Here is an 18,948-nt window from a genome sequence, read left to right as displayed (position 1 = left end):
ATGAGAAAATGAGATAATTTTTGAAATGCTTCAATTGGATCAATTTTCGAATTGACACATTTTCTAATTTTCTAATTCCTCTTAGATGTTGATATTATTTTATTTAAAATTTTTAAAATTTCAGAAAGATCATTTAATAAACGTTTACAATTAGGATACTCTTTATGGGCGTCGCATAGAAACAACCAATATTCAGTTTCGTCTGCTTCCTTAATAGCAATTTTTAGTTTATGAATAAAATCTGCTTTACTTTCTGCGTTCTGTGATTCTTTTGAATTTGCTCCAATTGATGTTCCGCTTTTTAATAGTTGATTGGCAATTACGAATTTCTTTTGTCCTTGAAGTTCATTTGTATAATCAATTATGTTTAATGCGAAATTGAATGTTTTAATTAAAAGAGCATTGTCTTTATACTTTTCGTTAAAAGTCATTTGTTTAATTTGATAATTAGAAAATGTGATAATTAGATAATTTATTTTGTAGGTTTAAAATTACAATTTTTAATTGTCTAATTTTCGAATTAAAATATTATCTAATTATCAAATTGGCACATTGACTAATTATTCACACCAAGATTTGTAATATTGACCATCATCCAATCCCATAGCTTCTTCCGTAACCATAAGCGGACGGAAAGTATCAACCATAACGGCTAATTCTTGGGTTTCTTTGTGACCAATACTACGTTCCATCGCGCCTGGCGCTGGTCCGTGCGGAATTCCTTTTGGGTGTAAAGTGATATGACCCTGCTCAATATTATTACGGCTCATAAAATCGCCATCGACATAATATAGTACTTCATCAGAATCTATATTGCTGTGATTGTATGGCGCCGGAATTGCTTTCGGATGATAATCATAAAGTCTTGGGCAGAATGAGCAAACGACAAAAGCAGCCGTTTCAAAAGTTTGGTGTACTGGAGGCGGTTGGTGAACACGCCCAGTTATAGGTTCGAAATTGTGAATGGAAAATCCGTATGGAAAATTATATCCGTCCCATCCGACAACATCAAAAGGATGTGTTGCATAAACCACTTCGTGGATCATGCCTTCTTTTTTGATTTTAATTAAAAAATCACCTTTTTCGTCGTGGGTTTCCAATTCATTTGGCAAAATAAAATCACGCTCGCAAAATGGAGAATGTTCTAAATGCTGACCCGATTGGTTTTTATATCGTTTTGGAGTATAAAATGGAGAATACGATTCTACATAAAATAGTCGGTTTTCTTCGGTTTCGAATTCAATTTGATAAATAATGCCTCTCGGAATAATCAAATAATCGCCATATTCAAACGGAATGTTTCCTAACATGGTTCTTAATTTTCCTTTTCCTTTATGGATGAAAAGCATTTCATCGGCATCGGCATTTTTGTAGAAATAATTACGAAGCGATTCTTTCGGCGCAGCCAAACCAATAATGCAATCTTTATTGACTAACATGGCTTTTCGGCTGTCTAAAAAGTCATTTTCTGGTTTTAATTCAAAACCTTTAAAAAGTAATGATTTTATGTTTTTTCCGATTGCAATTTTTGGTTCAACCGAATAAGAGTTTAAAATTTCTTTAACCTGCGTAGGTCTGTGTACGTGATACGACAGCGACGAATGTCCGTGAAAACCTTCGGTTCCAAACAATTGTTCGTAGTAAAAACCTCCGTTAGGTTTTTCAAATTGGGTGTGTCGCTTTTGTGGAAAGTCTCCGAGTTTGTGATATAATGGCATGGCTTTTCAATTAGATAATTTGTAAATTAGATAATTCGAAAATTGAATTGTGTGAACAGATAATCCAATCATCTTGTGAATGATTTAAATTATCTCAATTCTATAGCTTACTCAGGATTTCTCTTGATGAGGAATTGAAGATACTCTAATAAACCTGTCCATTTTGTTTTCATTATAACAAATGTCGTAATTTTTTCCGAGTAAAATTAAAAATTATATTAATTATAACTATAAGATATTTTAATTTTTTTGATATAATTTTTGCATAGCAAAAAAATACCGCGATTTTATTGAATTATTCTTTGATAAAAGGCTAAAATAAAAATCCAATACTAAACCAAGTAAAGCTTTTTGACATTTCTGGAGACCATGATTGTTTGATCTCAATTGGGCCAATTATAGTTTCCAATCCGTAACCCAAAGCATAACCTGTATATTTTGGCATTGAGATCCAGTCGACTGTGCTGAAAATGTCGTTTCCTAAATTGGCGAAATTGGCAGAAAAATTAATATGGTTTTTTCTGATGATTTCGTAATCCAGCGTAATTCCTGTCTTGATATAACTGTTTCCGGCAATACTTAAAAAGTCGTAACCGTAGAAATAATTAAAATTATTGATTTTACTGTAGCCGTAACCTCCTAAAATGTAATCAAAAAACGGAACGCTGCTGCTTCCAAAAGTAAAACCTGCATCGGCATCAATCTTAAAAGTTGCTTTTGGGAATAATGTATTTACAAAAGACAACTCGGCTTTTGCCATCGAAAAAGGTTTGAATGTATTCGTATAATCTGACGATGCCAAGTACGTTTGTAAATCTGTAGAAAAATACAATCCAGAACTTGGATAATATTTGTCGTCAAAAGAGTCATATTTTAAGTATGCAAATGCACTGAAGTAATTGCTTTTGTCAATTATGTTGTCTTCATTTGAAAGTGTCGGCGAATTTATCTTAAGATATTTGTATTCTAAACCACCGCCCATTAAAAACTTCTGTACAAAAATCGTTTGAAAATATGCTTGGTTATTAATATCCATAAAATCAACATTGATTAAATTGACACCAGGATTATCATAAACCAGATTACTTAGACTTGTTGTTACATTTCGATTAAATTGATTGAGCCTTGAACGGAAACCAAAGCTGATATTAAAACCATTTTCGACGTAATAATTAAAATCATACCTAAAATTATCCCCAAGAATAATATCTACGGAAGTAACGTCATTTTTTAGAAATGTTTTTTTGTGCGTAAGGTTTAATAAAATACCACTTTTATAAAGTCCGTCATAATGAAGACCAAGTTTTAAATAAGTCTGCGTTGGATTTTCACGAAGAACTAAATCTAAATCATCTTTATCTCCATCTGGCTGCAAACAATAAGAAATTGTACTGAAGTTCTGCGTTGCATTTAAATTGTTTATTCCCGTTTTTAAATCATTATATGTAATCGTACTTCCTGGTTTAAAACGAAGTTTACCACGAATATATTCTTTAGTATAATTGTCTAATTTATCAGTGTTTATTTTCTGAATTTGAATGGTGTCTGTCGCAACTTTTAGTTTTGGTTTTTTGTAAAAAGTAGTTTCATCAGACAAAGCTTTAATTTTTTCGTAAACAGCAAAAGCTGCTTCTTCTCCTTTTCGAATAATTTCTTCCCCTTTATCAAATGAAATTACGCCATAATCGCGAATGTCTGGTTTTATGTAAACGTCCGTATCTTTTATTTTGTTTTTCATTTTGTCGATAGACTGGAGATTGGTAATCTGAACCAAAATACGCGTAGCATTTTTTAGGTTTTTTCTCTTCATCAAATCGTCCTGAACATCAACACCAATAATAATATCTGCTCCAAGATTACGAACTTCTTGAATTGGGTAATTGTTTACAACACCGCCGTCGACCAATAAATTTCCGTCGATTTCTACTGGAGTAAATAGGGAAGGGAAAGCAGCACTCGCCATCATGGCCTGAACTAGATTTCCTTTGTTAAGTAAAACTTCTTCGCCTGTTTCAATATTGGTTCCGATACATAAAAATGGTGTTGGCAGTTTATTGAAGTCACGAATATGACGAACATTTCTGGTCAAACTGCTGAGTAAATTGTAATTGTACATGCCTTTTGAGAGTGCTTCTGGAATACCCACTCTAAAATTACTGAACGGTAAAACAATCGCATACAATTCGTCATTCTTTTTTCCGTAAAAGTTTTTAGACGAACGCGGAATATAATCATTTATTAATTCGTCGAAATTGGTCTTTTTGAAAATCGAATCAATTTGAGAAGCATTGTAACCAGAAGCGTAAAGTCCGCCGATTACAGATCCCATGCTGGTTCCGCCAATAAAATCAATTTTGATTCCGGCTTCTTCTAAAACTTTAAGAACTCCAATATGAGCAAAACCTTTCGCGCCGCCGCCACTTAAAACCAAACCAATTTTAGGTCTTTTTACACTGTCTTTTTTGATTTCTTGTGAAAATGATTTTTCTGGGAAAAGTAAAAAAAGTGTAAAAAGCACCGATGCCACGCCCCAGATGGAAATGGAAAACTGCGAGAGACAAAAGCTTATTTTTTCCTGCCAAAAAAAAGCGACCCAAGAAGCTCCTTTTTTGGGATTGGAAAAAAATCCTTTTGACCGAGTATTTGAAATGGACAGCTGGCTTAGGCGCATAAAAATTAACTAATTGGTTTTGTAAAAGTCGGCAATTTTTTTTGCTTTTAATAGATTATCTTAGTAGGATTCTGTTTTTGCAAGTATTAATTTTTTGTTTCGATCATATTTCCAAATATCCGTATGGGTTCTCGCGCCGCCTCTGCAGCTTGAACTTAGTGTTTTTTTAGTTTTATCGACTTTTATATCGCAAAACATATCACATTTCGGATTGAAATGGGTTGGAAATTTTAAAGTCTCAAAATTTTTAGTTTTCTGATTAAAAATAAAAATCTGGTAAATCGTATAAACTCCCATTCCGTCATCGGTATGAAAAACGGCGAAGTCTGTGAAACCATCAAAATTATAATCGTTAACTTCCAAATGAGTTGGTTTTCCCGTAATAGACGTTTCGATATTTTTAATGATTTGGGTTATTCCATTTTGAGAATTTTTGACTTCTATTGTCTGTTCGATTTCTTCGTTATCCGTGGAACCAGAATTGGTTTTCAAACTTATCTTGAATTTGCTTTTGTCTTTTTGTACCAAAGAAATATCATTTTGACTATACAAAATAGAGCAAAATAAACTTAAACAGATATGTAAAAAGTATTTTTTCAAAGTGAATTAGTTTTCTTTTGGATGATAAAAATCTACAATTTTTTTAGCCCTTGATGCCCCAACAACGGCCGAAATTTCTTTTTCTGTTGCTAGTTTCAATCTTTTAACACTTTTAAAATGTTGTATTAACGCGAGCATAGTTTTTTCGCCAATTCCAGGAATGCTTTCTACAGAAGAATTAAGCGCAGCTTTACTTCGTTTATCTCGGTGAAAAGTAATACCAAAACGGTGCGCCTCATTTCGTAATTGCTGAATGACTTTTAAGGTTTCAGATTTTTTATCCAGATATAACGGAATAGAATCGCCTGGATAAAAAAGTTCTTCCAAACGTTTTGCAATTCCGATAATGGCAATTTTACCGCGTAGACCCAATTCATCAATACTTTTTAAAGCAGATGACAATTGTCCTTTTCCACCGTCAATAATGATCAATTGCGGTAAAGGCTGATTTTCATCTAATAATCTTTTGTAACGGCGGTATACAATTTCGGTCATCGAAGCAAAATCGTCTGGACCTTCAACGGTTTTTACATTAAAATGGCGATAATCTTTTTTACTTGGTTTTCCATCTTTAAAAACCACGCAGGCAGCAACAGGATTTGTTCCTTGTATGTTAGAGTTATCAAAACATTCTATATGTCGAGGCTCAACAGGAAGACGTAAATCTTTCTGCATCTGTGCCATAATTCTATTTACGTGACGATCTGGATCAACAATTTGTAATTGTTTCAATTGTTCGATGCGGTAGAATTTGGCATTTCTTATTGATAAATCTAAAATCTGTTTTTTGTCTCCGAGCTGCGGAACGGTTGTTTTAATATTTTGGCCCAAATCCATTTCAAATGGAACAATGATTTCTTTTGATAATAAATTAAAACGTTCACGAAGCTCTACAATGGCCAATTCTAATAGTTCTTCATCGCTTTCGTCGAGTTTTTTCTTGATTTCTAAAGTATGAGAACGAATGATGGAACCGTGAGAAATCTGCAGGAAGTTGACATAAGCTGCACTTTCGTCAGACACAATCGAGAAAACATCAACATTGGTAATTTTAGGATTTACAATCGTTGATCTGGATTGATAGTTTTCAAGAATTTCGATTTTTTCTTTGATTTTCTGCGCTTCTTCAAATTGTAAATTCTGCGCATAATTATTCATTAATTTCTTAAAATCCTTTAAGCTTTCTTTGAAATTTCCTTTTAGGATTTCGCGAATTGCGTTGACTTGTCTCTGGTATTCCTCTAAAGGTTCCAAACCTTCACACGGACCTTTGCAGTTTCCGATATGATATTCCAGACAAACCTTAAATTTTCCAGACTCAATATTCGATTTGCTCAAATCGTAATTGCAGGTTCTTAACGGATACAATTCTTTGATTAGATCCAAAATCGTATAAACCATCTTAAAATTGGTATAAGGGCCAAAATATTCAGAGCCGTCTTTTACCATTCTTCGAGTTAAAAATATTCTCGAAAAAGGTTCTTTTTTAATACAAATCCAAGGATAACTTTTGTCATCGCGGAGCAAAACATTATATCGTGGCTGTAAAGTTTTAATTAAATTGTTTTCTAATAAAAGCGCATCAGTCTCTGTAGGAACAACAATATGTTTTATGGTCACAATTTTTCTAACCAAAACATTTGTTTTCTTAGTGTCGTGGATTTTATTGAAATATGAAGAAACCCTTTTTTTTAAATTTTTGGCTTTGCCAACATACAATATTTTCCCGTCTTTATCATAATATTGATAAACACCGGGGTTGTCTGGCAAGGTTAAAATTTGAAGATCTAAGGCTGGTTTTTGCATTCTATTGTGTTTCTGAAGATGTTCGAAAAGCTTTTCAAAAACCATTCCGATTTCTAAATAAAGCTTAACATTGATTTAGTTTCAAATTTACAAAATCAAAAGAATAATTTCTATATTTAGATTTTATAATTCTAGATGAAAAATAGTACTCCATTGGTTATTTTTGGCGAATCGATTTTGCCGGGAGAACACAGAACGATAAACGTCGAAATTGCTCGATTACACACTACGACCAAACTGAACATCCCGGTTATTGTGCGCCGTTCCAAGGTTGAAGGCCCAACGGTTTTGTTTTCTGCAGGAATTCACGGCGATGAAATAAATGGTGTCGAAATTGTCCGTCAGATCATCAGTAAAAAAATTAACAGACCTACTCGAGGAACAATAATCTGTATTCCGGTGATCAATATGTATGGTTTTGTGAATAAATCGCGCGAATTTCCAGACGGCCGTGACTTAAACCGCGTTTTTCCCGGAAGTAAAAAAGGTTCGCTTGCCAGTAGATTTGCGTATCATATTGTCGAAGAAATTCTGCCAATTCTAGATTATGCAGTCGATTTTCACGCAGGAGGAGCAAGTCGTTTCAATGCGCCTCAGATCAGAATCACCGAAAATAATCCCGAATTGAAAATTTTGGCAGACGTTTTTAATGCGCCTTTTACGTTATACTCTAAAAATATAAACGGTTCTTTTAGAAATACGTCTGAAAAAGCCAATGTCAAAATGCTTCTTTTTGAGGGCGGAAAATCATTGGATATTAATAACGAAATTGCCAATCAAGGTGTACTTGGAACCAAACGTTTATTGCATTATTTAAATATGCTCGATCCGAAACAAATAGTTGAGCCATCTCATGAGCCATCTATTTATATTAAACAATCGGTTTGGCTTCGGGCAAAATGTTCGGGGTTGCTGCACGATTTTAATTTGATCGGAAAATTTGTAACCAAAGGCACTATCTTAGCTATTATTACAGATCCATTTGGTAAATTTGAGCAAAAAGTAAAAGCACCGCATGATGGTTTTGTAATTAATGCGAACCATTCTCCAATTGTTTACGAAGGCGACGCTATTTATCATTTATCTAAAAGTAATCCTGAAAATGTCTACGACTAAAAAAGAACTTCGAATTGAATATAAAAATTTCCGTAAAGCGCTTTCTTTTGATGAAGTAGAAGAAAAAAGTCTGGCAATTGCCAACCAATTGATTCAAATGCCAATTTGGGATAAAATTTATTATCATGTTTTTCTTCCTATTGAAGAACATAAAGAAGTCAATACCGAATTTATCCTGCATTTACTTTCTGGAAAAGACAAAGAAATCCTGATTTCTAAAAGTGACTTTGAAACTAGAAAGATGAATCACTTTTTATTGACTGATAATACCAAAATTAAAAAGAACGAATACAATATTCCAGAACCTGTTGACGGAATAGAAGTGCCTTCTTCTAAAATAGAAGTTGTTTTTGTGCCACTTTTGGCTTTTGATATTTTTGGAAACCGAATTGGATACGGAAAAGGTTTCTACGATAAATTTCTTGCCGAATGCAAACCCGAAACCATCAAAATCGGCCTTTCTTTTTTTGAAGCTGTAAATCAAATCGATGATGTCTTCGAATCTGATATTAAATTGGATTATTGCGTTACGCCTGAGAGAATATATCAGTTTTAAATTTTACATTCTAATATTCTGTAGAGACGCACCGCAGTGCGTCTACACACAGAAATATAAAGTAATGCCACACATTAAAAGATTAAAAAGGATTAATCATTTCAAATCCATTAATCTGTGGCAAAAAAATATCTCCAGTGCATCTAATATAATCTTTGTCGATCTACTTGACTTAGACGCACTGCGGTGCATCTCTACAATTTACACGGAAAAGAAAAAAATATTTCACAGTAAATCCCTTTAAAAATCAAGGTTTTTAATTTTATTTCCACGTAAGAAAAACATTTGTAATTTTTTTGGCACGATTTTGCATACTCGAAAATTGCAAATAATTACTTCTAGTACATCCGGAATGCTAGTCCTTATTTGAAGCCTATAACCTTTTATTAATTTTTAAAAATTTACTTTATGAGAAATCTTAATTTCTTTATGATGGCATTCCTTGTACTTACTATTTTCAGCTGTAAGAAAGTTGATTCAGCAGACCAAAGTTATGAGACAGTTGATTCTGCTGCAGCTGTAGTAGATGAAATTCCAGAGGAAATGTATATTGAACCGAACACAGAAAGCTACGCAGGATTAGAAGAAAATCCGTTTGAATCTCCGCTTAAAGAACCACTTTCTACCTTTTCTATAGATGTTGATAATGCATCATACACTAATATTCGACGTTTTATTAATGAAGGGCAGAAAGTTCCAAAAGATGCCGTGCGTGTTGAAGAAATGATTAATTTCTTCAAATATAAATATCCACAGCCAGATGGGCAGCATCCTTTTGCTATAAACACAGAATACAGCGACTGTCCGTGGAATACAAACAGCAGACTGCTAAAAATTGGTTTGCAGGGAAAGAACATTCCCATGGCAAATTTGCCCGCTACTAATCTCGTTTTTTTAGTAGATGTTTCTGGTTCTATGGATGAATCGAACAAACTGCCCTTGCTAAAAGAATCAATGAAAATTTTGGTAAAAGAGCTTCGCAGTATCGATAAAGTTTCTATTGTCGTTTATGCAGGTTCGGCTGGTGTTGTTTTAGAGCCAACTTCTGGTGACAATAAAAATGAAATTATGGATGCTTTTGATGACTTGCATGCAGGAGGAAGTACAGCAGGAGGCGAAGGAATTGAATTAGCTTACAAACTAGCACAGGAAAATTTCATAAAAGAGGGAAATAATAGAGTAGTGATAGCTACTGATGGTGACTTTAATGTTGGCGCTTCAAGTGATGATGATATGCTGAAATTAATTGAAGAAAAAAGAAACTCTGGTGTGTTTTTAACTGTTTTAGGTTTCGGAATGGGGAATTACAAAGATTCTAAAATGGAAATTCTAGCTGATAAAGGAAACGGAAATTACGCTTATATTGATAATATTCAAGAAGCGAATCGTTTTCTAGGAAAAGAATTTAAAGGTTCGATGTTTGCTATTGCGAAAGACGTAAAAATTCAAATTGAATTTAACCCTAAACACGTTCAAGCATATCGATTGATTGGTTATGAAAACCGAAAACTCAATGCAGAAGATTTTAAAAATGATAAAATTGATGCGGGCGAATTAGGAAGCGGGCACTCCGTTACGGCTTTGTATGAAATTATTCCAGCTGGAGTAGAAAGTAATTACGTTCCATCTGATTTGAAATATACTAAAACACAAAAAGGAGATGGAAATTACAGTGATGAATTGGCAACCGTAAAATTCAGATATAAAAAACCTGATGGCGATAAAAGTATTGAAATAGTAAATGTAATAGCAGATAGGAAAACAGACCTTCAAAACAGTTCTCCTGATTTTAAATTTACAACCGCAGTTTCTTGGTTCGGACTAAAATTACGAGAGTCAAAATACATTACCAGCAGTTCTACTTCAGACATTAAAAAATTAGCAAAATCTGGTTTGTATAATGATGAAGATGGTTACAGAGCAGAATTTATAAGATTGGTTGATGCTGTAAACTAATTAGAAATTCCAAAAAATAAAAATTCCAAACTCCAACTTAAAATTGGAATTTGGAATTTTTTATTTGAATATTTTTAAATTTTACTTTACTTCTTTAATAGTTGAAGAATCAATCCAGCCTTGAGTTCCGTCTGTTAATTCTACTTTTTTCCATCCTGCAACACTTTCTATTACATAAACTTTTGCTCCTTCGTGTAATAGAATAATACCATTTGCTGATTTTTGTGGTTCCTTTCTAACTTGGCTTAATTCAGAAAAAACAATGGCAACACGATCATTGTCAAAATGACTTTTTTCAGACATGCCAGCTGAAATACTTAAACCTAAAGCAATCAAAACAACAAACATTCCAACAAAATAGATTCTTTTAGCGAGTGTAGCGGTTGAAAAATAATAACCAATAAAGCTCAATAAAAATACAAATCCAATTGCGATGGCAATTTTTGCCCAAGTATTATAATCAAAAATCGATGTGAAGTTTTGAATCAGTTTTGCAAAACCAACTTTAGGAACTTCTTTAATTTCATCGATTGTCAGCTTTTTGGCAAACTTTAAATTGTTTAAAGTCTCAGGATCGTTTGGTTTTAAAACCAAAGCTTTTTCATAATTATAAATAGAAGGTGCAACTTGATTTAGTTTATAGTAACAATTTCCAAGATTAAAATACAATTCGGCCGAATGTAATTTATCCTCTTTAATGATGTTTTCATAAACCTGTGCAGCTTCTTTATATTGCCCCTTTTCGTATAAAGCATTTCCTGCTTCAAAGCGCCCCTGCGCAAAGAAAACCTGTGAGATTAACAAAAAGAAATATAATATGTTTTTCATTTTCAAAATATGTAATAAGATTTTCAACTTTGCGAACTTAAATTCATCGAAATCTAAATCAATTTTCTTAGCTCCCGATAGCTATCGGGATTGCGGTAAAAAAAATTAAACAATCTGTTTTTCTAACTCAGAAATAATTAAAACCGCCTTATCATAATCCTGCTGAATCGAAGCGCTTGATGCTGGTGCATAACGTGCAAATTCACAGTTTTCTGTCAAAGCAATAAAGTTTTGTACTGTTTCTGGATTTGCATTTCTAGACAACAACAATTCTCTAATATTGTCTTTACTCATTTCTGAGGTTTCAATATGCAGTTTGGCTTTCAAGAAATTATGCATTGCTTTTTCCAGTGCGATATAGAAAGGCTCTTTATTGTTAAGATGTTTCTTCGCCTGCGATAAATATTTCTTCGCCAGTTTATTGTTCATTCTAATTCTATTTCCAGTAACGTCACTGTCAATAGCTTCTTTTTTCTTCTTAGCTAAAATAATCAGCGGAATGATGATGAACGGAGCAAATAATAATCCTAAATATAAATCGGAACCATAAAAATCATTTTTAGCGATACCAACTAATATTGTTTTAGGTTTGATGTTTTTAAATTGTTCTGTTTTGACAGCTATATTTTTAGCAGTACTTCCAGTATTTGCTTCTGCAGGTGTTGGACCATCTAAAACATCCACCATAATCTCTTTTGAAGTGATGGTTTTATAAGTGCCCGAACTCAAATCAAAGTATGAAAACTGCATTGGCTTAATAGCATACTTTCCTTTGTACTGCGGAATGATGGTATATTTATCTGTGATTCTTCCAGACATTCCAGCTAATGATGTTGTTACTTTTTCATCATGAACAGGATCATACATTTCTAATGCATTTGGAACAACTGGTTTAGGAAGTGTAAACAACTTCATGTTTCCGGTTCCCTGTGCACTTACAATTAAGTCGAGACTTTCGCCATTTTTAAGTGTTGTTTTAGAAGGCGTAACTGTAAAGTTCAGTCTTCCAACAGCACCAGTAAATCCTTCTGGTTTTGTGCTTTCAGGAAGCGGTCTTACATTTATTGTTTTAGCTCCTGCTGAAACTACTTTATTATCCTCCGTAATAATCATTTGTCCAAACATATCACGGCGATTTGTTGGTAATTGCACGCCAATATCAAGTGAAAGAGGTTCAATTGTTAGTTTTCCAGCTTTTTGAGGATACAAAATCGCTTTTTTCAGGATTACATAATAACATCTCTGTCCTTGGTAATTTCCTTCTTCAATAGACAATTGTTTTATGTCAATATTTTGATTCCAGAAATCATTGTATTTTGGTTTTGCCAGTTCTTTAAATCCAGTAACACCAATGTTGTTGAAATACAGTTTGTAAACAACTGTAATTGGTTCATTTAGATATGGATTTGTTTTTGAAATTTCAGCAACTAAATTCAACAATTCGTTTCCAGATCCTGGAGGTCTGTCGCTTGGATCTCTTTCCTGAGCTACAGCATTGGTAACCGTAACCTTAATCGGATTTGTTTTATAGATCTGTCCGTTGTATTCTATTGCGGCTTGTTTGATCGTTACAGCGCCTTTTCTCTCAGGCTGTAAAATATAAGAGTAAATTTTCTGAAAAGAGCTTCGACCATTGATCCAAGATTGGCTAATCTGCTGGCTTGGTCCCGCAACAAGTTTAAAACCGTCAAAAGAAGGCTGTTCGAAATTATCTCCGTCAACATTCATAATGAAGTCTATACGAAGTCTTTCGTTCAGTCCAAGCGTATTTTTGCTGACTCTGGCTTCAAATTGTACTTGAGCCATAAGTCCTTGAAAAGCGAGTAGAAATAGAATTAAATATCTTTTCATTTAATTGTTTAATCGTTTTTTTATGTTAAATCGTTTAATCGTTATTTGTTTAATCCGTTTTACTTGATCAAATAAACAAATTAACGGTTAAACGATTAAACTTATTTTACCAGTCTTTTTCTGTTTTCTTAGGATTGCCTTTTACTTTCTGCGCGTTTACTTTATCCTGAATTTTCTTTTCTTCATTGTTAACGGCATCTAATAAATTTTGGACACGTTCTTTTGATATTCCTCCAGGCTGCGGTTTTGGCTGTCCTTGATTGTCAGACTTGTCGTCTTTCTTCGGATCGTTTTTACCGTCTTTTTTGTCTTTATCTTTGTCGCCTTTATCGTCTTTTTTATCCTTGTCTTTGTCCTTATTATCTTTATTCTTGTCCTTGTCTTTATCTTTGTTTTTATCCTTGTCTTTGTTCTTATCCTTATTCTTGTCTTTGTTTTTATCGTTTTTCGGCGGATTCTCTTTTAGTTTTTGTTTCGCGTAAGCATAGTTATAACGTGTTTCATCATCTGTCGGATCATTACGTAAAGCTTGTTTGTATGCTTCAACTGCCTGCGTATAATCTTTCTCTTTCATGAAAACGTTTCCAAGATTATGATAAGCTTTGTGTTTTTCAGGTCTGGTTTTGGCATTTTTTATCGCTTTCGCGTAAGCAAACTTAGCCTCTGAAACTTGATTTTGTCTATAAATAGTATTTCCTAAATTATATGGTGCTGTTGATCTTTTAGGAAATTTTGATTCCGAAATTCTATAGTTTGCCTCAGCATCAACAAATTTATTCTGTTTATATTCTTCATTGGCAGCAGGCAATGATTTGTCTTTCTCTTGGGCAGAAACCGCCAAAGAAACCGTGAGTAAAATATAAAGAAGTAAATTTTTCATTCTTGTTTTTTATTTTTGTTTGCCATGAATCTCAGTAATTGACACTAATTAGTTTTGTTTTTTTGTGTTTGAATTTCACAAAATAACCAATTTGTTTTCGTGTAAATTCGAGCAATTTGTGGCTAACTTTTTTTATTTCTTTTCGTTAAATAAATCCAATTCTTTGATCCAGCTTGTTTTTCTTTCTAATAAGAAAATGTCTAGAAACAGTAATAAAAATGCAAATCCGATAAACCACTGAAACTGCGATTGAAATTCGGCCATTTGCGTTGCTTCAAATTCTGTTTTCTGAATATTGTTCAAAGCATTTTTTACGTATTCTAAAACTTCTTTAGTACTTCCACCGTAAACATAACCGCCTTTAGTTGCTTTTGCAATCGTTTTTAAACCTTCTTGATTTAATTTTGTGGTTACGGTTTGTCCGTTTTGATCTTTTTGGTAACCTCTGACAACACCATTTTCTTTTAAAGGAATTGTTCCTCCTCGTTCTGTTCCAACACCAATTGTAATGATTTTCATTCCTAATTTATTGGCTTCTTCTGCAGCAGCGGCAGCACCTTCAGAATGATCTTCTCCGTCAGAAATTAGAATTAATAATTTGCTGGTTTTACTTTTTTCATCAAAATAAGTTGAAGATAATCGGATTGCTTCATCTAACGATGTTCCTTGTGAGGAAACCATATCTGGACTCATACTTTGCAAGAACATTTTGGCAACACTGTAATCTGATGTTATCGGTAAAACAGGAAAGGCGCTCCCCGCGTATGCCACAATCCCAATCCTGTCACTTCCTAAGTTGTTAATGATCTGAGAGACTAATTGTTTACTCTTATCTAAACGGCTTGGTGCAATGTCTTCGGCAAGCATACTTTTAGAAACATCGACTGCAAAAACAATATCAATACCTTCTCGTTTAACAGTTTCCATTTTGGTTCCAATCTTTGGGTTAACCAAACCAATAATTAGGCAGGTAAGCGCCAAAAGAATCACAACTATTTTTAAAACAGGTTTAAAAACTGATTTCTCTGGACTCAATCTTTTTACCATTTCCAAATCACCAAATTCGCGTTGTTTTCTTCTTTTCCAATACATATTGAAAAGGAAAATACACACCACAATTGGGAGTAGTAATAAGAGATATAAATATTTTTTTTCGTCTAATTCCATAAATTTTCTTAAATTCCAATATTGAAAATCCAAATTCCAAACTTTGGAGTTATTAAATTTCAATCTTTCAAATTTTAACTTTTGCTTTTATTATTTAAGTATCCAATTTTAGATTCTCAATTTCAACTTTGAATTTGGAATTTTAAAATTTGGAATTTTTGATTTTAAATAAAGCTTCTGTAAACTGTATTTCTTAAGCCAACTTCCAGCAATAATAAAAAGGCTGCAAATAAAACAAAACCTCTGTATTTTTCATCATAATCATAGAACTTCAATTCCTGAATTTCCGTTGTTTCCAGTTTGTTGATAGACTTATAGATCTCAGCTAATCTATCGTTGCTTGTTGCTCTAAAATAGGTTCCGTCTGTTTTGCGGGCAATATTTTTCATCAGTCTTTCGTCGATTTCAACTTTTTGCATTTTGAATAAGAAACCTCCGTTTGGTGCGTATGCGTATGGAGATTCAGCCATACCGTTTGTACCAAGACCAATTGTATATACTTTTATTCCATATTGTTTGGCAATGTCGGCAGCAGTTTCCGGCTCGATAAATCCGGCATTGTTTACACCATCGGTAAGTAAAATAATTACACGGCTTTTGGCTTTACTATCTTTTAAACGATTTACCGCAGTTGCCAATCCCATTCCAATTCCAGTTCCGTCTTGGAGAACTGTATCGTATTTAATACCTTTTATGGCTTCAAGAATAATTGCTTTATCGCTTGTAACAGGAGTTTTAGTATAAGCTTCAGAAGCATATAAAACCAATCCGATTCTGTCATTTGGTCTTTCTTCAACGAAATCGGCAGCAACTCTTTTCAAAGCTTCCATACGATTAGGCTTTAAATCTTTTGCCAGCATAGATCCAGAAACGTCAATTGCCATTACAATATCAATACCTTTTGTTGTTTTGGTTTGATTGCTGATATCTACAGTTCTTGGACGTGCCAATGCAATGATTAATGAGCTTAAAGCTAAAATTCTAAAAACATATAAGCACGGTCTTAATTTGACCAATAAAGATTCGCTGTTTTGAAAACCTGCGGTCGAGCTCATTTTTAAAGTAGCCAACTGCTGGTTGCGTTTCAATAAAAACCAAATTATAGCAATCGGAATTAAAAGGAACAACCAAAGAAATTCTGGATTTAAAAAAGTGATCTTACTCATTAGTTGTTTGCTCTTTGAAGTTCAACAGAATTTAATACTCGGGTTGTGATTTCATTAGCATATGTATCACCTTCTTCATGTAAAATCAGGATTTGCTGTAAACCTTGATCTTGCTTGAAAAGCAATAACTCATAATATGCTTTTGTACTCGTTTTAGTTTCTGGGTTCAGAATAGTCATTGTTCCGTAACCTTTTACTCCCTGAATACCTTCATTAGTTTGAAAATCTTCTTGTTTTACAATAATATTTTGTCCGCCTTGAGCTTCAATAATTTTTAATGAACCTTCAAGCGCTTTAGATAAATCTATATCTGTTGGCTGTTTAAATTTACTTGTAGAAACTGCAATATAGAAATTGTCAATCATACTTCCATATACAAAAAGCTGCATTTCTTTAATTAATGCCATTGCTTCTTTTGGCAGTACTTTTTCTGTATCAACTCGTTTTAAAACTTTTGGAGTTTCAATAAGAACGGCTGGATTTCCATATGCACTTTTTACCCATTCGCCTTCTAATAATTCTTTAGAAGGATGACCAATTATATTGTCTTTTACATAATTGAAACCTTTAGTAACCACGAAATAAGTTGTCGTTGCCGTTAATAAAAACACAACGGCAGCAACGGCATAACCAATTCGTGCATTTCGTTTTTTACGAAGCTGTGCTTGAATTTGTTTTTGTCTTTGCGCTTCATTCAATAATTGATCTTCAACATCTTCTGGAACTTCTGTCGGGATTGCATTATCCAGCGTTAAAATTACTTTCTGAATTTTGTTTCTGTCTTCTGTAATTTCAAATTCTAATGGTTTAGATTTTGCAAATTTTACCAAATCGGCTTGACGTAAAACACGTTCTAAATTCTCAACCGTTTCCGGCGTAAGCGTCATTTTCTTTTGAGTTGAGGCTGTTCTAATTGCCTGAATCAATTCAGAAGTTGTACTTTCCATTGCTGGAATATGGATAGCTTCTTCGATATAATTTCTAGCGATATCTGTTAATTCGCTGTAGTATTCTTTAATTTCTCCTTTTTGAACAAGTTCTTTTTTCTCTAAGCTGTTTAATAAACTTGTCGCTTTTTCGATAGGGGTTTTATAAACTTCCTCTTCAATTTTTTTCAGCTGGCGTTTTTTAACGTACCAGTAAACAAAAGCCCCAATTCCGATAATTACTAAAAGAATCAAAACATAAATCCACCAATTTCCCATTCCTTCATCTACAGAAGAAATATCTTTAATATCATACATTTTCTGCTGTAAAGTATCCACTTTTACATTGGCTACTTCAACTTTGATAGAATCTGTAAAGAAAGGTTTTTTATCAATTAAAATTTTGATGCTTGGAATTGTATAACGACCAGAATCAAACTGCGTTAAACCATATTTTTTGATTAACTCGTAAGTGTCATCTTTCTTAACCGTATCAACTGGATAAGACTGAATTACTTCTAAAGCACCAATATTCTTAAGTTTCGGAAATTCAACTTTTGATTTTGAGTTTACAACAGTTTTAAGTGTCAGTTTAAACTCTGCACCAATTTTGTTTTTTGTGGTATCAATGCTTGTTTCTACAGGTTTCTGCTGCGCAAAAATCATGGTAGAAAAGAACAATAAAAATATATAAAGTTTAAATTTCATTTGATTAACGATTGTTGATTTTAGATTAACGATTTTTGATTTGTTAATCAAAATTGCCAGATTTTTATCGTGATTTGAAATAGCCTAATAGTTTAGTAACGTAATTTTCGTCTACTCTGGTATTTACAATTCCTGCTCCAGATTTACGGAATGTATCTTTAAAGTAATTCAATTTGTCTTGATAATGTTTCTCATAATTTAGACGAACTGTTTTTGAACCTGTATCAACCAATTGTATTTTTCCAGTTTCAGCATCCAGCATTGGTACCATTCCTAAATTTGGAATTTTGTTCTTCGCGGATATCGTATACTCGAACACCTGTAATGTCGTGTTTTTTGGAAGCAATTTTTAAAGTATGCTCATAAGAATCAGACATGAAATCTGAAATCATGAAAATAATGGCTTTCTTTTTTTGAGTTCCAGATAAAAACTTCAAGGCTTGTGCAATGTCTGTTTTATTGCTTTTTGGTTCAAATTCGATTAATTCACGAATGATGCGAAGCACGTGCGAACGTCCTTTTTTTGGCGGAATATATAGTTCTACAGTATCAGAAAATAATATTAAACCAATTTTGTCATTATTCTGTGTAGCCGAAAAAGCCATCGTTGCCGCAATTTCGGTTACGATGTCTTTCTTGAATTGATTTTTAGAACCAAAAGATTCCGAACCCGAAATATCAACCATTAAAACCATGGTCAATTCGCGTTCTTCTTCAAATACTTTAACGTGAGCTTCGTTATAGCGTGCGGTCACATTCCAATCGATGTTACGAATATCATCTCCGTATTGGTATTGACGCACCTCGCTAAACGTCATTCCTCGTCCTTTAAATGAAGAGTGGTATTCTCCCGAAAAGATATGATTACTCAATCTTTTGGTCTTGATTTCTATTTTCCGTACTTTTTTTAAAAGCTCTTTTGTATCCATTTTATTTGTTTAAAGTTTAAAGTTTAAAAGTTTCAAGTTAGTCTTGCAACAACTTGAAACCTGAAACTTT

14 protein-coding genes and 1 pseudogene are annotated in these 18,948 nt (G+C 33.3%); 3 read left to right on the top strand and 12 right to left on the bottom strand.

Translation table 11 applies throughout. The features are described 5' to 3' along the window. Positions 1–71: 71 nt before the first annotated feature. The 5 genes from QE431_RS20685 to uvrC form a co-directional block, all read right to left on the bottom strand. A complete protein-coding gene (locus QE431_RS20685; protein ID WP_307299853.1) occupies positions 72–431 on the bottom strand; it encodes a four helix bundle protein in 360 nt (119 codons plus the stop codon). Between the two features lie 129 nt (positions 432–560). Then, on the bottom strand, positions 561–1,718 hold the full coding sequence (locus QE431_RS20680) for a homogentisate 1,2-dioxygenase (protein WP_307299851.1): 1,158 nt from the start codon (positions 1,716–1,718) through the stop codon (positions 561–563). A gap of 313 nt (positions 1,719–2,031) precedes the next feature. Beyond that, complete coding sequence (locus tag QE431_RS20675) at positions 2,032–4,389, bottom strand: patatin-like phospholipase family protein (RefSeq protein WP_307299848.1); 2,358 nt, start codon at positions 4,387–4,389, stop codon at positions 2,032–2,034. 60 nt (positions 4,390–4,449) lie between these two features. Next, the gene (locus QE431_RS20670; RefSeq protein ID WP_307299846.1) at positions 4,450–4,917 is read right to left on the bottom strand and encodes a hypothetical protein; all 468 of its coding nucleotides are present in this window, start codon (positions 4,915–4,917) and stop codon (positions 4,450–4,452) included. Between the two features lie 78 nt (positions 4,918–4,995). Then, complete coding sequence (uvrC, locus tag QE431_RS20665) at positions 4,996–6,795, bottom strand: excinuclease ABC subunit UvrC (RefSeq protein ID WP_307299843.1); 1,800 nt, start codon at positions 6,793–6,795, stop codon at positions 4,996–4,998. Positions 6,796–6,930: 135 nt separating this feature from the next. Between uvrC and QE431_RS20660 the strand changes: the two genes are divergently transcribed. From QE431_RS20660 to QE431_RS20650, 3 genes are all read left to right on the top strand, one after another. Next, positions 6,931–7,911, top strand: a complete 981-nt coding sequence (locus QE431_RS20660; RefSeq protein WP_057115224.1) for a succinylglutamate desuccinylase/aspartoacylase family protein — start codon at positions 6,931–6,933, stop codon at positions 7,909–7,911. Next, the gene (locus QE431_RS20655; RefSeq protein WP_307299839.1) at positions 7,898–8,467 is read left to right on the top strand and encodes a 5-formyltetrahydrofolate cyclo-ligase; all 570 of its coding nucleotides are present in this window, start codon (positions 7,898–7,900) and stop codon (positions 8,465–8,467) included. Before QE431_RS20660 ends, QE431_RS20655 begins: the two co-directional genes overlap by 14 nt. 408 nt (positions 8,468–8,875) lie before the next feature. Then, complete coding sequence (locus QE431_RS20650) at positions 8,876–10,423, top strand: VWA domain-containing protein (RefSeq protein WP_307299836.1); 1,548 nt, start codon at positions 8,876–8,878, stop codon at positions 10,421–10,423. An 81-nt stretch (positions 10,424–10,504) separates the two neighbouring features. On the opposite strand, the gene QE431_RS20645 is transcribed toward QE431_RS20650, so the two are convergent. The 7 genes and pseudogenes from QE431_RS20645 to QE431_RS20615 form a co-directional block, all read right to left on the bottom strand. Then, positions 10,505–11,251, bottom strand: a complete 747-nt coding sequence (locus tag QE431_RS20645) for a tetratricopeptide repeat protein (RefSeq protein ID WP_307299834.1) — start codon at positions 11,249–11,251, stop codon at positions 10,505–10,507. 105 nt (positions 11,252–11,356) lie between these two features. After that, positions 11,357–13,102 carry a BatD family protein gene (locus tag QE431_RS20640; protein ID WP_057115220.1) on the bottom strand — a complete coding sequence of 582 codons (1,746 nt, stop codon included), beginning with the start codon at positions 13,100–13,102 and terminating at the stop codon, positions 11,357–11,359. Between the two features lie 106 nt (positions 13,103–13,208). Then, a complete protein-coding gene (locus QE431_RS20635; RefSeq protein ID WP_307299828.1) occupies positions 13,209–13,982 on the bottom strand; it encodes a tetratricopeptide repeat protein in 774 nt (257 codons plus the stop codon). Between the two features lie 132 nt (positions 13,983–14,114). Then, on the bottom strand, positions 14,115–15,149 hold the full coding sequence (locus tag QE431_RS20630) for a VWA domain-containing protein (protein ID WP_057115965.1): 1,035 nt from the start codon (positions 15,147–15,149) through the stop codon (positions 14,115–14,117). A 164-nt stretch (positions 15,150–15,313) separates the two neighbouring features. Then, on the bottom strand, positions 15,314–16,315 hold the full coding sequence (locus QE431_RS20625) for a VWA domain-containing protein (RefSeq protein WP_057115218.1): 1,002 nt from the start codon (positions 16,313–16,315) through the stop codon (positions 15,314–15,316). Further along, positions 16,315–17,949 carry a hypothetical protein gene (locus QE431_RS20620; RefSeq protein ID WP_307299825.1) on the bottom strand — a complete coding sequence of 545 codons (1,635 nt, stop codon included), beginning with the start codon at positions 17,947–17,949 and terminating at the stop codon, positions 16,315–16,317. The genes QE431_RS20625 and QE431_RS20620 overlap by 1 nt, the downstream gene beginning before the upstream one ends. A gap of 64 nt (positions 17,950–18,013) precedes the next feature. Then, positions 18,014–18,878 (bottom strand): annotated as a pseudogene (locus QE431_RS20615) (DUF58 domain-containing protein). Positions 18,879–18,948: the final 70 nt, after the last annotated feature.

The organism is Flavobacterium sp. SORGH_AS_0622 (genome assembly GCF_030818825.1).
In the GTDB taxonomy this organism is placed as follows: domain Bacteria; phylum Bacteroidota; class Bacteroidia; order Flavobacteriales; family Flavobacteriaceae; genus Flavobacterium.
This window is presented reverse-complemented; position numbering and strand designations above follow the sequence as displayed.

What these genes read in the sequence shown, in the direction of transcription:
- QE431_RS20675 (WP_307299848.1), bottom strand. Translation starts at nt 4,389, where the DNA reads ATGCGCCTAAGCCAGCTGTCCATTTCAAATACTCGGTCAAAAGGATTT.
- QE431_RS20645 (WP_307299834.1), bottom strand. Translation starts at nt 11,251, where the DNA reads ATGAAAAACATATTATATTTCTTTTTGTTAATCTCACAGGTTTTCTTT.
- QE431_RS20625 (WP_057115218.1), bottom strand. Translation starts at nt 16,315, where the DNA reads ATGAGTAAGATCACTTTTTTAAATCCAGAATTTCTTTGGTTGTTCCTT.
- QE431_RS20650 (WP_307299836.1), top strand. Translation starts at nt 8,876, where the DNA reads ATGAGAAATCTTAATTTCTTTATGATGGCATTCCTTGTACTTACTATT.
- QE431_RS20680 (WP_307299851.1), bottom strand. Translation starts at nt 1,718, where the DNA reads ATGCCATTATATCACAAACTCGGAGACTTTCCACAAAAGCGACACACC.
- QE431_RS20655 (WP_307299839.1), top strand. Translation starts at nt 7,898, where the DNA reads ATGTCTACGACTAAAAAAGAACTTCGAATTGAATATAAAAATTTCCGT.
- QE431_RS20630 (WP_057115965.1), bottom strand. Translation starts at nt 15,149, where the DNA reads ATGGAATTAGACGAAAAAAAATATTTATATCTCTTATTACTACTCCCA.
- QE431_RS20635 (WP_307299828.1), bottom strand. Translation starts at nt 13,982, where the DNA reads ATGAAAAATTTACTTCTTTATATTTTACTCACGGTTTCTTTGGCGGTT.
- uvrC (WP_307299843.1), bottom strand. Translation starts at nt 6,795, where the DNA reads ATGCAAAAACCAGCCTTAGATCTTCAAATTTTAACCTTGCCAGACAAC.
- QE431_RS20660 (WP_057115224.1), top strand. Translation starts at nt 6,931, where the DNA reads ATGAAAAATAGTACTCCATTGGTTATTTTTGGCGAATCGATTTTGCCG.
- QE431_RS20640 (WP_057115220.1), bottom strand. Translation starts at nt 13,102, where the DNA reads ATGAAAAGATATTTAATTCTATTTCTACTCGCTTTTCAAGGACTTATG.
- QE431_RS20685 (WP_307299853.1), bottom strand. Translation starts at nt 431, where the DNA reads ATGACTTTTAACGAAAAGTATAAAGACAATGCTCTTTTAATTAAAACA.
- QE431_RS20620 (WP_307299825.1), bottom strand. Translation starts at nt 17,949, where the DNA reads ATGAAATTTAAACTTTATATATTTTTATTGTTCTTTTCTACCATGATT.